At 71.1% G+C, this 12,756-nt stretch carries 14 protein-coding genes; 10 read left to right on the top strand and 4 right to left on the bottom strand.

Features of this window, described 5'->3' with window-relative positions:
* Nucleotides 1-14: 14 nt before the first annotated feature.
* From ACFU3E_RS11150 to ACFU3E_RS11135, 4 genes are read right to left on the bottom strand one after another with little or no spacing between them, the layout of a single operon-like run.
* Entirely contained in the window at nt 15-986 is a 972-nt protein-coding gene (locus ACFU3E_RS11150) for a zinc-binding alcohol dehydrogenase family protein (RefSeq protein ID WP_384154909.1), read from the bottom strand.
* Nucleotides 987-1,037: 51 nt separating this feature from the next.
* Entirely contained in the window at nt 1,038-2,042 is a 1,005-nt protein-coding gene (locus ACFU3E_RS11145; RefSeq protein ID WP_384154907.1) for an LLM class flavin-dependent oxidoreductase, read from the bottom strand.
* Between the two features lie 35 nt (nt 2,043-2,077).
* The gene (locus tag ACFU3E_RS11140; RefSeq protein WP_384154905.1) at nt 2,078-2,995 is read right to left on the bottom strand and encodes an MBL fold metallo-hydrolase; all 918 of its coding nucleotides are present in this window, start codon (nt 2,993-2,995) and stop codon (nt 2,078-2,080) included.
* Complete coding sequence (locus ACFU3E_RS11135; RefSeq protein WP_384154903.1) at nt 2,992-3,306, bottom strand: antibiotic biosynthesis monooxygenase family protein; 315 nt, start codon at nt 3,304-3,306, stop codon at nt 2,992-2,994. Before ACFU3E_RS11135 ends, ACFU3E_RS11140 begins: the two co-directional genes overlap by 4 nt.
* A gap of 223 nt (nt 3,307-3,529) precedes the next feature.
* Here ACFU3E_RS11135 and ACFU3E_RS11130 point away from each other — a divergent pair, with 223 nt between their 5' ends.
* From ACFU3E_RS11130 to ACFU3E_RS11085, 10 genes are all read left to right on the top strand, one after another.
* On the top strand, nt 3,530-3,847 hold the full coding sequence (locus tag ACFU3E_RS11130; protein ID WP_384154901.1) for an antibiotic biosynthesis monooxygenase family protein: 318 nt from the start codon (nt 3,530-3,532) through the stop codon (nt 3,845-3,847).
* Nucleotides 3,837-5,084, top strand: coding sequence for a nuclear transport factor 2 family protein (locus ACFU3E_RS11125; RefSeq protein ID WP_384154900.1), 1,248 nt, complete (start codon nt 3,837-3,839; stop codon nt 5,082-5,084). The genes ACFU3E_RS11130 and ACFU3E_RS11125 overlap by 11 nt, the downstream gene beginning before the upstream one ends.
* A gap of 35 nt (nt 5,085-5,119) precedes the next feature.
* Nucleotides 5,120-5,416, top strand: a complete 297-nt coding sequence (locus ACFU3E_RS11120; protein WP_384154993.1) for an antibiotic biosynthesis monooxygenase family protein — start codon at nt 5,120-5,122, stop codon at nt 5,414-5,416.
* Nucleotides 5,417-5,438: 22 nt separating this feature from the next.
* Nucleotides 5,439-6,515 (top strand): LLM class flavin-dependent oxidoreductase, encoded by a 1,077-nt coding sequence (locus ACFU3E_RS11115; protein ID WP_384154898.1) that lies wholly within the window; start codon nt 5,439-5,441, stop codon nt 6,513-6,515.
* Nucleotides 6,512-7,357, top strand: a complete 846-nt coding sequence (locus ACFU3E_RS11110) for an NAD(P)H-binding protein (RefSeq protein ID WP_384154896.1) — start codon at nt 6,512-6,514, stop codon at nt 7,355-7,357. Before ACFU3E_RS11115 ends, ACFU3E_RS11110 begins: the two co-directional genes overlap by 4 nt.
* Nucleotides 7,358-7,454: 97 nt before the next feature.
* Nucleotides 7,455-8,720 carry a beta-ketoacyl-[acyl-carrier-protein] synthase family protein gene (locus ACFU3E_RS11105; protein ID WP_384154894.1) on the top strand — a complete coding sequence of 422 codons (1,266 nt, stop codon included), beginning with the start codon at nt 7,455-7,457 and terminating at the stop codon, nt 8,718-8,720.
* Nucleotides 8,717-9,988 (top strand): ketosynthase chain-length factor, encoded by a 1,272-nt coding sequence (locus ACFU3E_RS11100; RefSeq protein ID WP_384154892.1) that lies wholly within the window; start codon nt 8,717-8,719, stop codon nt 9,986-9,988. The genes ACFU3E_RS11105 and ACFU3E_RS11100 overlap by 4 nt, the downstream gene beginning before the upstream one ends.
* 78 nt (nt 9,989-10,066) lie before the next feature.
* The gene (locus ACFU3E_RS11095) at nt 10,067-11,143 is read left to right on the top strand and encodes a phosphotransferase family protein (RefSeq protein ID WP_384154890.1); all 1,077 of its coding nucleotides are present in this window, start codon (nt 10,067-10,069) and stop codon (nt 11,141-11,143) included.
* A 28-nt stretch (nt 11,144-11,171) separates the two neighbouring features.
* Entirely contained in the window at nt 11,172-11,690 is a 519-nt protein-coding gene (locus ACFU3E_RS11090; RefSeq protein ID WP_384154888.1) for a flavin reductase family protein, read from the top strand.
* Nucleotides 11,687-12,742 carry an LLM class flavin-dependent oxidoreductase gene (locus ACFU3E_RS11085; RefSeq protein ID WP_384154886.1) on the top strand — a complete coding sequence of 352 codons (1,056 nt, stop codon included), beginning with the start codon at nt 11,687-11,689 and terminating at the stop codon, nt 12,740-12,742. The genes ACFU3E_RS11090 and ACFU3E_RS11085 overlap by 4 nt, the downstream gene beginning before the upstream one ends.
* Nucleotides 12,743-12,756 lie beyond the last annotated feature (14 nt).

Raw genomic sequence — 12,756 nt, 5'->3', positions numbered from 1 at the left:
CCGGCGGGGCAGATTCATGGAATGAGCAGGACGCGCCCGAGGTGACCGCGCTCCTCGATCAGCTGGTGGGCCTTGGCGGCCTCGGTGAGCGGGAGCGTGGTACCCAGGGAGACACAGAGTTCGCCCGAGGCGAGCAGCCCGGCCAGTCGGTCGAGGCCGGTGCGGACCTCATCGGGGCGGTGCTGCCACCAAGCCCACAGGCTGGACCCGGTCACGAACTGCAGGCCGATCAGCTCCATCGGGGAGATCTGCGGCACCTCACCGCTGGCCGCGCCGTAGAACACCAGTCGGCCGAAGGGGGCCAGCAGCCCGATGCCCTGGCGCAGGACGTCGCCACCGACGCTGTCGATGATCACGTCGACGCCGCGCCCCTGGGTGGCCGCGCGCACCTGGTCGGGCCAGCCGGGGGCCGAGTAGTCGACCGCCACGTCGGCTCCGTGGGCGCGGGCGAAGTCGAGCTTGTGCGCCGAACCCGCCGTCCCGATGACCCTGCCCGCGCCCAGGATCTTGGCCAACTGCAGTGCCAGATGGCCGATCGAGCCGGACGCCGCGTGCACCAGCACGGTGTCGCCGGGCTTGATCTGCGCGGTCTTGAGGGTGCAGAGCGCGGTCTGCGCGGGCGAGGCCAGGACGCTCGCTTCGGCGAGGCCGAGGTCGGCCGGGATCGGCGCGAGGAAGGTGGCGTCGGTGACGGTGTAGTCGGCGTACGCCTCGCCCTCGACCGGGGCGGCCACCCGGTCACCGACCGCGACGCTCCGCACGTCGGCCCCGGCCGCCACCACCGTGCCGACGACGTCGCCGTGCGGGGCGTTGGGCAGCAGGGTGGGGAACGGCGCGGTGCCGCGCCGCCGCTGGGTCTCGACGAAGTTCACCCCGATCGCCTCGGCCTTGATGAGCACCTGGGCCGGTCCCGGTTCGGGGACCTCGGCCTCCTCGACCGTCAGGACGTCGGGGTCGCCGTAGGCGCGGTACCGGATCACACGCACGGAGGTTTCCTTTCTCTGGGGACCGGCGCCCTGACCCGGGCACCGGGGGGATCACCGGGGAGTCAGCTCGAACGCCTCGGCCAGCAGCCGGTACGAACGCAGGCGGTCACGCTGGTCGTGGATCATCGACACGACGCCCAGTTCGTCGACGCCCGTGGCGTCGGCCATCTTGGTGAGCTGATCGCGGACCCGGTCCGGCGAACCGACCACATAGCGCGGCCACTCGAAGGACTCGTCCGCCAGCGGGTCGGGGCCCGGCCGGCCCATCTCCGCGGCGGAGAAGTCGGCCGGCGGCAGCAGCCGTACGTCCCCCTGGGACATCCGGCGGTGGAACAGCCGGTGGGTGGCGTACACCCGCTGGGCCTCGGCGTCGGTCTCCGCACAGCACACCACCACCGACAGGACGGCGTGAGGCGAGGGAGTGTCCGGGCTCGGCACGAAGGCAGCCCGGTAGGTGTCCATCGCCTCCCGGGTGAACTGGGGAGCGATGAAGTGGGCGTAGGCGTAGGGCAGTCCGCGCCGGGCAGCGGCTTCGGCACTGGACACGCTCGCCCCCAGCAGCCACAGCGCCGGCCCGCCCGGCATCCGCGGGGAGACCGGGAACGGCACCTCTTCGCCCGGGTCCAGGTAGGTGCGCAGCCGCTCCAGCCGGCGCCAAAGGTCGTCCGAGGACGGCTCCTGAGCGGTGTCGTCGTTCCGCAGCGCCGCGAACACCGGCGGCTTGACCCGGTTGGCGCGGCCGATGCCGAGGTCGATTCGGTCCGGGTACAGGGCGTGCAGAGTGCGGAACACCTCGGCGACCTTCAACGGGCTGTACAGCGACAGCAACACCCCGCCCGAGCCGACCCGGATACCGGACGTCTCCGCCGCGATCCGCGCGATCAAGATCTCCGGAGCGGGTACGGCGTTGAAGATCTCGGCATGGTGCTCGGCGACCCAGAAACGCTCGTAGCCCAGACGGTCTGCGAGCCGGGCCAGTTCGATGCTGTGCCGCAGCGAGTCGGCCGGGGTGCGTCCTTCCACCACGGGGGCCTGCTCGACCACCGACAATTTCACGGCGTGTTCCTCTCGATTGTCCGGTACGTGATGGTTCAGGCAAGGCAGCGCAAAGGACGGCCGCCGTTGTAGACGGCCATCTCGCGGAACACCGGCCCCGAGGCGATGTACTCGCCGGGCCGGGCGCCGCGTTCCTCCGCGTAGGCCCGGTGCAGATTGGCGACCAGTCGTTCCGGGTCGACGAGGTCCGCGTACTCCCCGAGCGGGGTCTCCCGCGCCACGGTCAGCGGGTCGGCACCGGCCGCGACGCCCTCCCGTGCCAGCCCCCGTACCCAGAGCAGATAGCGTTCGGTGGCGTCGAAGACCTCCGGCCCGCACACCGGGCCGTGCCCGCAGACGATCGTCTCGGCGCCGAGGGCGCGCAGCCGGGCCACGGCCCGCAGACTGCCCGCCACCGACCCCATCAGGCAGAACGGGGTGCAGCCGGACAGCAGGACGTCGCCGGCGAACAGGCATCTGCGCTCCGGCAGCCACACCACCACGTCATTGGTCGAGTGGGCCGGCCCCACGTACAGCAGTTCGACCTTCTCGTCGTCCAGGTGCAGGGTGAGCCGGTCGGAGAACGTGAGGTCGGGAAGACGCAGTTCGAGGTGGCCCCAGTCGACCTCCGGCCACACCTGGCGCAGCGAGAGCTGCTTCTGCGCCATCTCGGTCCGCGCGAGGTCGTGGGAGACGACCGTGGTGTCGGGAGGGAACAGGGAGTTGCCGAAGGTGTGGTCCCCGTGGTGATGGGTGTTCACGAGGAAAGCCGGTGACAGGGGGCTCAGCCGGCCGACCGCGGTGTGCAGCGCGCGGGCCCGCGCCTCGGTGGCGGCCGTGTCGACGACACAGACCCGTTTGCCGCCCACGATGATGCCCGCGTTGCTCAGGCACCAGCCGCCGTCGGGCTGGACGAAGGCGAAGACGCGGTCGGCGACCTCCGTCACCCGCGGGGACGTGTCGGTCGTGCTCACGCGGGCAGGTCCGCCGCGCTGACCACCTCGTAGATCTTCGGGGCGCCGTGCGTGAGCTCACGGACGTGCGCCGCCCGGCTGCGCACGTCCGGCTGGGCGATGGCGGTCTCCAGCACCTGCACGTCGTCCCACTCGGCATAGATCAGGTAGCTCTCCGGGTTCTTCGCGGAGCGGACCAGCCGGAAGTTGCGGAACCCGGGCTGGCGCCGCATGAAAGCGCCGGCCTCGGTGATGGTCTCCTCCAGATCCTTGGCGGCCTCCTGGTTCTCCGGATCCTTGAGCGTGAGGGTGTTCGCGAAGATGGCGGTCATGTCATCCGTCCTCATATGGCGGTCAGAGATTCGGCGCGATGCGCTGGGAAAAGCATGGAATCCCGACCCTCGACTCCTGCTCGGCATTCACTCGGAAGCCGCTCGGAGGAATTTCCGTAAATTCCTTTGACTGTTTTCCGAGCGCCTCCCGAGCGCCCGCCGAGGTGGCGACTCCTAGGGTTCTGGGTATTCGAATTTCCGTTACTTTCCGGGAGGTTCAGAAATGGTCGTACTGCTCAGCGAGTTCCGTCTGGAATCGGAATCCGAGGGATTCCGGGACGTCTTCGCGGAGACCGCGGGATTCTTCCGTGCGCAGCCCGGCTACCTGAAGCACCAGCTGGTGCGCTCGCTCGACGACCCGCTGACCCAGGTCTCCGTCAGCTACTGGGAGAACAACGAGGCTGTCCGGCACATGGCGGCCCAGCCGGAGTTCCAGGACGTGATCGGCAGGCTGGGCGGAAAAGCCCGGCACGTCGGTGACACCAGCACCACCGTCCTGTCGGTCAAGCACTCCACACTGACGGCCCCCCATGCCGGCTGAGCCGGAGGCCGCGCCGGTCCACCATGCCGAGCACGAGGTGATCGTGCGGGCCCCCGCCGACACCGTCCTGCGGATCGTGAGCGACTTCGCCCAATGGGCCCGTTTCTTCCCCGAGACGGTCCACATCGAGCCCCTCGGCACGGACGGCGACGAACAGCGCCTGCAGATCTGGCGGGCGCCCGACGGCGCCGACGGCGAGCTGCGGACCTGGGTGTCACGGGTCGGACTGGACACCGAGCGCCGGGTCATGACGTTCCGACAGGAGAAGTCCCCGGCGCCGCTGGCCGCGATGAGCGGCGCCTGGCACATCGAACCGCTCGACGCAGATCGCTCCCGGATCGTCCTCAACCACGCCTACCAGGTCCTCGACGAGTCCTTCCAGCCGGCCGTGGAGGCGCTCATCGACCGCAACAGCGACCTCGAACTCGGCCACCTGCGCGACGCCGCCGAACAGGACCACGCCGCCGACGGACTCGTCGTCACGGCCGACAGCTCCGCCGAACTGCCGCTGACCCCCGAGGCCCTGTACGAGCTCCTCTCGCGGACCCCGCCGGACGGCACGACCGTGCGCGTCGGCGTCCCCGGACGGCGAATCGCAGAACGGCACTTCGCCATCGGCCCGGCGCTGACCGTCAGCACCTCGGTTCTGGACCTCACCCCTACCGCGACGGGCGTCCGGCTGACTGCCCGCCGACACGCGGTCCTCGCCCCCGGCACCGACGAGGGCACCTCGATCGACAGCCTCAAGGACACGATCCGCACGACGCTCACGACGGAGGTCACCATGACAGTCCAGCAGGTCACGGCAGAGGCCGGCGGGGCCACGGACTCGCAGCTCTACACCGAGGTGGTGCGGTTCTACGCCCGCCAGGCCCACCTGCTCGACTCCGGCGAGGCCGAACGCTGGGCCGACACCTTCACCGAGGACGGCCAGTTCGTGCAGAACGCCCGCCCCGAGCCCTGGATCGGCCGCGACCAGATCCGCGAGCGGATGCGCGCCGGACTGGACCGGATCTTCGGTGAGGGACTCCAGCGCCGGCACTGGCTGGGCATGGTGGACCTGGTGTCGTACGACGACGAGACCGTGACCACCCGCTACTACGCGGCGATCTACTCCACGGTCAAGGACGGCGCCCCTCAGCTCTATCTGAGCACCGCCGTCGACGACGTCCTGGTCCGCACCCCCCAGGGGCTGCGGGTGCGCCACCGCCTGGTCTCCCACGACAACGTCCGCTGACCCCCACCACCGACCGGAGGTTCCCCGTGATCGTCATGATCAACAGGTTCTCGCTGCGCCCCGGCACCACGGCCGAGCAGTTCGAAGCCCTCTTCGACAAGGTGTCCGACCTGGCCCTCGACCACGTCGGCTACATCGACCACACCTTCGTGCGCGACCAGGACGACCCCACCCGCTACCTCAACGTGGCCCGTTGGGAGAGCGTCGCGGACTACCAGGAGTTCATGAAGATGGACGCGCACACCGCCTTCTACCCCGAGATCTTCGCCCTCACCGAGGTGAGCCCGGCCCTGTACGAGCTCCAGCTGGAATTCGACGCATCGGCGGCCTGAATCGCCGGGAAGGCAGCACCCCATGAAGTTCGGCATCGTGTTCTTCCCGACCGTCGGCGGCACGGACGGCGAACCCACCCCCACCCAGTACTACGACGACGGCCTCCACCTGGCCGAACTCGCCGACGAACTGGGCTACTTCCAGGTCAAACTGGTCGAGCACTACTTCTTCGACTACGGCGGCTACAGCCCCGACCCGATCACGTTCCTCGCGGCGGTCGCCGCCCGCACCCGACGACTGCGGGTCGCCACCGGAGCCGTCATCCCCGCCTTCACCCACCCGGTCAAGCTCGCCGGCCAGCTCGCCATGCTGGACAACATCTCCGGCGGCCGGCTCGACGTGGGCTTCGGCCGGGCCTTCCTGCCCGACGAGTTCGCCGCGTTCGGCATCCCTCTGGACGAGAGTCGCGCCCGCTTCGAGGAGGGCGTCGAGGCGTGTGTGCGGCTGTGGACCGAGGACGACCTGACGTGGAACGGCACGTTCCACCAGTTCGGCCCGGTCACCATGCTGCCCAAGCCCGCCCAACTGCCTCACCCCCCGGTCTTCGTGGCCAGCACCGGCAACCTCGACTCCTGCCGCATCGCCGGTGAACAGGGCCGTCACCTCCAGCTCATCGCCTCGGTCGCCACCCGCGAGAAGGTCCAGGAAGCCCTGGGCGTCTACCGCCGCGCCTGGGCCGACGCGGGACACCCGGCCGGCACCGAGCGCATCGACCTCACCTTCCCCTGCTTCCTCGACGAGGACCGGGAGACCGCGTACCGCCAGGGCGAGTACGTGGAGCGGAAGATGAGCGAGAAGATGGCCTCCGCCGTCAGCGCCTGGGCCACAGTCAAGAGCGACCAGTACCCCGGCTACGACAGGATGGCCTCCGCCGCCATCGGCAACGGCGCCGGCATCGACGAGCGGGTCAAGGAGAACAAGATCCTCGCCGGCACCCCGGACGACGTCCGCGCCCAGCTCACCGAGATCGCCGACTGGTACGGCGACGGCATCACGGTCGGCCTGTCCGTCCACTCCGGCCAGCTGCCCCGGGCCACGGTCGAGCGCGCGCTCAGGCTCTTCGCCGAACACGTCGCACCCGCCTTCGCCGACCGGTGAGCGCGGTGCGGATCCTGGTCACCGGGGCTCGCGGCACCCTTGCCCGGCACGTCGCCCGCATCCTGACGGAGGGCGGCGCCCGGGTGCGGGCGGGCAGCCGAACCCCGGCGGCCGTCAAGGGCCTGCCGGACGACACCGAGGTGGTGCCGCTCGACCTCGCCGAGCCGGACACCTTCGACTCCGCCCTGGCGGACGTCGACAAGGTCTTCCTGTACTGCGAACCCCGTGGCATCGAGGCGTTCACCGCGGCCGCCGCGCACGCGGGCGTCGGCTCGCTGACCGTGCTGTCCTCGGCGTCCGTCGTCGACGGACAACCGCCCGCCAACCCCATCGCCGCGCTCCACGCCCACGTCGAGGAGACGGTCGCCGCCTCAGGCCTGCCCTGGACCTTCGTCCGGGCGGGCAGCCTGGCCACCAGCGCGCTGAACTGGGCACCGCAGCTGCGCACCGGCGTCGTCCGAGGCCCCTACGCCCGCTCCGAGTCCGCGCCCGTGCACGAGGCCGACGTGGCAGCGGTCGCGGCACTGACACTGACCGACCCCACGCACACCGGCCGGGCGTACGTGGTCACCGGCCCCGAGTCGCTCACCCAGCGCCGCCAGGCGGAGATCGTCGGGGCGGCCGTGGGGCGGCCCGTGCGGTACGAGGAAGTGCCGCCCGAGACAGCGCGCGAAGCGCTGCGCGCCACCATGCCGACGGAGTTCGCGGACACCGTCCTGACGTATCTCGCCGCCGGCGTGGACCGCCCCGCCCCCGTCGAAGACACGGTGCTCCGTGTCACCGGCAGACCGGCCCGGACCTTCGCCCAGTGGGCCGCCGACCACGCGGCCGACTTCCGCTGACCCCCCACCCCTCCCCGCCGAAGCAGTCGGAAAGGGCAACCAGCACACCGTAAGAAGGAAGCAGTGACATGTACATGAGGCACTTCAGGAGCGCCGGATGAGCCGCCGCGCGGTGATCACCGGTATCGGGGTCGTGGCCCCGCAGGGAATCGGCACCAAGTCCTTCTGGCAGCTCATTTCCGAAGGGCGCACCGCCACCCGGACCATCTCGCTGTTCGACGCGTCGGCCTTCCGCTCCCGCATCGCGGCCGAGTGCGACTTCGACCCGTCGGCCCACGGACTCACCCCCCAGGAGACCAGGCGCATGGACCGCGCCGCCCAGTTCGCCCTGGTCGCCGCCCGCGAGGCGGTAGCCGACAGCGGTCTGGAGAGCGGCCGGCTCGACCCGTACCGCACCGGAGCGACCGTCGGCACCGCCGTGGGCTGCACCATGAGCCTCGACACCGAGTACCGCGTGGTCAGCGACGGCGGCGAGCGGTGGGCCGTCGACCACACCTACGCCGTTCCCCACCTCTACGACTACATGGTCCCCAGCTCCATCTCCGCCGAGGTCGCCTGGGACGTCGGTGCACAGGGCCCGGTCACCGTCGTCTCCACCGGCTGCACCTCCGGCCTGGACTCCGTGGGACACGCCGTCTCCCTGATCCGCGAGGGCGCTGCCGACGTCATGATCGCGGGCTCCACCGAGGCACCCATCTCGCCCATCACCGTGGCCTGCTTCGACGCCATCAAGGCGACCTCGCCCCGCAACGACGACCCCGGTCACGCCTCCCGCCCCTTCGACCGCAGCCGCAACGGCTTCGTCCTGGGCGAGGGCTGCGCCTTCTTCGTCATCGAGTCCCTGGAACACGCGCGAGCCCGCGGCGCCCAGATCCGCGCCGAGATCACCGGCTTCGCCTCGCGCTGCAACGCCTACCACATGACCGGCCTGCGGCCCGACGGCAAGGAGATGGCCGAGGCGATCCGCCTGGCCCTCGACGAAGCACGTACGGACCCGACGGCCGTCGACTACATCAACGCCCACGGCTCCGGCACCAAGCAGAACGACCGGCACGAGACCGCCGCCTTCAAACGCGCCCTCGGCGCACACGCCCACGCCACCCCCGTCAGCTCCATCAAGTCGATGATCGGTCACTCCCTCGGCGCCATCGGCTCCCTGGAGATCGCGGCCTCCGTGCTGGCCATGGAGAACGGCCTGGTCCCGCCGACGGCGAACCTGCACGAACCCGACCCCGAGTGCGACCTCGACTACACACCGCTGACAGCCCGCGAACGCCGCATCGACACCGTCCTGACGGTGGGCAGCGGGTTCGGCGGCTTCCAGAGCGCCATGGTCCTGGCCCGGCCCGCGGAGACGGCATGACCACGACGACCATCCGCGCCACGCACCCGGCGACCGCTACCCGCCCCGAGGCGGCCAGGGCCGTCATCACCGGCCTCGGCATCACCGCACCCAACGGCCTCGGCCGGGACCGCTGGTGGCGGGCCAGCCTCGACGGCGTCCCCGGGATCGCCCCCGTCCGACGGTTCGACCCGGCCGGCTACCCCGCCCACCTCGCCGGAGAGGTACCGGACTTCGACGCCACCGCACACATCCCGAGCCGGCTGCTGCCGCAGACCGACCACATGACGCGGCTGGCCCTGGTCGCCGCCGAGGAGGCGCTCGCCGACAGCGGCGTCGACCCCGCGCAACTGCCCGAGTACGCGGCCGGAGTGATCACCGCCAGCTCCGCCGGCGGCTTCGAGTTCGGCCAGCGCGAACTCGCCGCTCTGTGGCGCGACGGCGGCTCCCACGTCAGCGCCTACCAGTCGTTCGCCTGGTTCTACGCGGTCAACACCGGCCAGATATCCATCCGGCACGGGCTGCGCGGCCCCAGCGGCGTCGTCGTCTCCGAACAGGCCGGCGGCATCGACGCCGTGGCCCAGGCACGCCGCCAACTGCGCTCCGGCGTCACCCTCCTGGTCACCGGCGGCGTCGACGGCTCCCTGTGCCCCTGGGGCTGGACCGGCCAGCTCGCCACCCGCCGGATCACCGGCCGCAGCGACCCGCGGAGGGCCTACCTGCCCTTCGACCGGGACGCCGACGGCTACGTCCCCGGCGAGGGCGGCGCCCTGCTGATCCTGGAGGACGCCGACGCCGCCCGCGCCCGGGGCGCCACGCCCTACGGCACGGTCAGCGGATACGCGGCCACCTTCGACCCCCGGCCCGGCACCGGAGGGGAACCGGGGCTGCGCCGCGCCGCCGAGAACGCCCTGGCCGACGCCGGCCTCGACGCCCGCGACGTCGACGTCGTCTTCGCCGACGCGGCCGGCGTACCCGAACTCGACCGGGCCGAGGCCGAGGTCCTGCGCACCCTCTTCGGACCGTACGGGGTGCCCGTCACCGCGCCGAAGACCATGACCGGACGCCTCTACGCCGGCGGCGGCGCCCTCGACCTCGCCTGGGCCTGCATGGCGCTGCGCGAGGGCGTGATCCCACCGACCGTACACACCGCCGACGTCCCGCCCTCCCACCAGCTCGACCTGGTCGTCTCCCGGCCCCGCAGGGCTCCGCTCAGGACCGCGCTGGTACTGGCACGCGGATACGGGGGCTTCAACGCGGCGATGGTGCTGCGCGCGCCGCAGGGCTGACCGGGCCGCGGGCAGCGCCCGCGAGCCTCGCCGTCACGTCCCTCTCCCTCCCCTTCCCCGAACCCGAAGGGAGCACCCGTGCCCGTTCCCCTCCACCGCGACGCACAGGCCACCGCGCGGCGGCTCGCGGTCTGGTTCGGCGCCCGAATGCCCGGCGCCACCGACATCACCGTGTCCGGCCTGGACTCGCCGACCGGCGCCGGCTTCACCAACGAGACCCTCACGATCCGGCTGACCTGGCAGGACACCCAGGGGGCCGCGCACACCCACTCGGTGATCCTGCGCGTGGCGCCCACCCGCCACCAGGTGCACCCCGACAGCCGGTTCACCGCCCAGGTACGCCTCCAGCGCATCCTGGCCGCCGACACGGACCTCCCCGTGCCGCCCGTCCTCTGGCACGAGGAGGACCCATCGGTCCTCGGCGCACCCTTCATGATCATGCGGAGGGTGGACGGGCGGGTCCCTGCCGACGTGCCGTCCTACCACCGGTCGGGCTGGGTCGTGGACCTCGCCCCACCGCAGCGCCGCACGCTCTGGCTCGCCGGATTCGACGTCCTGGCCCGGCTGCACGACCTGAACACCGCACGGCTCGGCCTGGACTTCCTCTCCGCGTCCGACCCTCGGCCGTACCTGACCAGACAACTCGACCACTTCGAGCGCCATTTCACCTTCTACGCCCCCCACGCACCGCCCGCCGCCCATCGCGCCCTGGCCTGGCTGCGCGTTCACCAGCCGACGCGGGAGGGACCCTCACGGCTGCTGTGGGGGGACGCCCGGCTGGGCAACCTCATCTTCACGGGTCTGTCCCCGGCCGCAGTGCTGGACTGGGACATGGCCGATACGGGTCCGCCCGAGAGCGACGTGGCCTGGTTCCTCCACCTCGACCGGCACCTCAGCGAAGGCATCGGCGTTCCCCGGCTCGCGGGGCTGCCGGAGCGCACGGAGACGGTCGAGCGCTATGAGCGGCGGACCGGCACCCGGCTGCGGCACATGGAGTACTACGAGGTCTTCGCCGCCTTCCGATTCTGCCTGATCACCGCACGCGTGACCGCCCTGCTCGGCGGGGACGTCCCGCTGCACCGCAACGCGACCCGGCTGCTGGAGAAGGTGCTGGCCGAACGGGCTCCGGCCCCGTCCGCCACGACGGCCCACTGACACCGAACCCCCACCGAAGGAGGGCGCCATGCCCACCCGCACCACGGTCCCGATCGACACGGCCGTCTTCCGTGACGCCTTCGCCTCCCTCCCCACCTCCGTCGCCGTGATCACCACCACCGACGCCCACGGCACCCCCAAGGGGCTGACCAGCAACGCCGTGTGCGCCGTGTCGATGGACCCGCCGCTGCTGCTGATCTGCGTCGACAAGTCCTCCCGTACCCTGCCGGCCCTACTCCGGTCGGACGGGTTCGTCGTCAACTTCCTCTCCGAGGACGCCGAGCAGGTCTCACGGCAGTTCGCGGCGAAGGGCGCCGACAAGTTCGCGGGAGTCCAGTACCGCGCGTCGGCGCGGGCGGCGGGCTCGCCGGTCCTGTTCGCCGACTCCGTGGCCTTCCTGGAGTGCGCCACCGAGTCCCGTATCGAGGCGGGGGACCACTGGATCCTGCTCGGTCGTGTCCTCGACGGCGAGGTCCACGACCGAGGCGCCCTGCTCTACCACCGCCGTTCGTACCTGAAGCTCCTTACCGAGAGGAACCCGTCGTGAAATTCGGCATCAATCTCTTCCCCACCGTCGGCCCCGGGGACAAGAGCGGGGTCCGCTTCTTCGAGGAGGCCCTGGCCCTCGCGGAACGCGCCGAACAACTCGGCTACCACCATGTGAAGACCGTCGAGCACTACTTCTCGGCGTACGGCGGCTACAGTCCCGATCCGGTCACCTTCCTCGCGGCTGCCGCTGCCCGCACCGAACGGGTACGGCTGATCACCGGCGCGGTCCTGCCCGCCTTCAGCCACCCGGTCAAGCTGGCCGGCAAGCTCGCCATGCTGGACCACCTCTCGCACGGCCGGCTCGACGTGGGCTTCGGCCGGGGCTTCCTGCCGGAGGAGTTCTGGGCCTACCAGGTCCCGATGGACGAGAGCCGGGCGCGTTTCAACGAGGGCGTCGAAGCCTGCCTACGGCTGTGGACCGAGGAGGAGGTGACCTACGAGGGGAACTTCCACACCTTCGGCCCGGTGACCCTGCTGCCCCGCCCGTTCCAGTCCCCGCACCCCCGGGTCCTGGTGGCGACAGCGATCACCCCCGAGTCGGGCGAGGCGGCGGGCGCCGCCGGATACGGCGTGATGATGGTCCCGTCCATCAACAAGCAGGAGAAACTCCAGGAGATGCTCGCCCGATACCGGGACACCCGGACCACGGCCGGCCTCACGACCACCGACGAGGACGTCCACTTCAGCTACAACTGCTACCTCGCCGAGGACCGCGACAAGGCGCACCGCCTCGGCCAGGTCTACTCGGAGCGCACCAACAGCCTGCTCGCCTCGGCGGTGTCCTCCTGGCAGCACAACCGCAGCAGCGACTACGCCGGCTACGAGCGGATCGTGGCCCGGGTCAACAGCAGCGACTTCAACAAGCAGCTCAGGGACAACAAGGTGCTCGTGGGCGATCCGCAGGAGGTCGCGGACCGGGTGGAACTCATCCGCTCCCTGTACGGGGAGACCACCATCAGCCTCCAGATCGTCTCCGGGAACATGCCGTTCGAGGAGTCCGTCCGCACCCTCGAACTCTTCGCGGAACACATCCTGCCCCGGTTCTCATGAGCACGACGTCCCCC

This window comes from Streptomyces sp. NPDC057424, from assembly GCF_042803315.1.
GTDB lineage: Bacteria > Actinomycetota > Actinomycetes > Streptomycetales > Streptomycetaceae > Streptomyces.
Note: the sequence above shows the minus strand (reverse complement) of the source record. Positions and strands in the feature narration are given on the sequence as shown.

Excerpts from the sequence above, each read along its gene's own strand:
- ACFU3E_RS11120 (WP_384154993.1), top strand. The coding sequence starts at position 5,120 with ATGATCAACAGGTTCTCGCTGCGCCCCGGCACCACGGCCGAGCAGTTC.
- ACFU3E_RS11105 (WP_384154894.1), top strand. The coding sequence starts at position 7,455 with ATGAGCCGCCGCGCGGTGATCACCGGTATCGGGGTCGTGGCCCCGCAG.
- ACFU3E_RS11135 (WP_384154903.1), bottom strand. The coding sequence starts at position 3,306 with ATGACCGCCATCTTCGCGAACACCCTCACGCTCAAGGATCCGGAGAAC.
- ACFU3E_RS11100 (WP_384154892.1), top strand. The coding sequence starts at position 8,717 with ATGACCACGACGACCATCCGCGCCACGCACCCGGCGACCGCTACCCGC.
- ACFU3E_RS11115 (WP_384154898.1), top strand. The coding sequence starts at position 5,439 with ATGAAGTTCGGCATCGTGTTCTTCCCGACCGTCGGCGGCACGGACGGC.
- ACFU3E_RS11130 (WP_384154901.1), top strand. The coding sequence starts at position 3,530 with ATGGTCGTACTGCTCAGCGAGTTCCGTCTGGAATCGGAATCCGAGGGA.
- ACFU3E_RS11090 (WP_384154888.1), top strand. The coding sequence starts at position 11,172 with ATGCCCACCCGCACCACGGTCCCGATCGACACGGCCGTCTTCCGTGAC.
- ACFU3E_RS11125 (WP_384154900.1), top strand. The coding sequence starts at position 3,837 with ATGCCGGCTGAGCCGGAGGCCGCGCCGGTCCACCATGCCGAGCACGAG.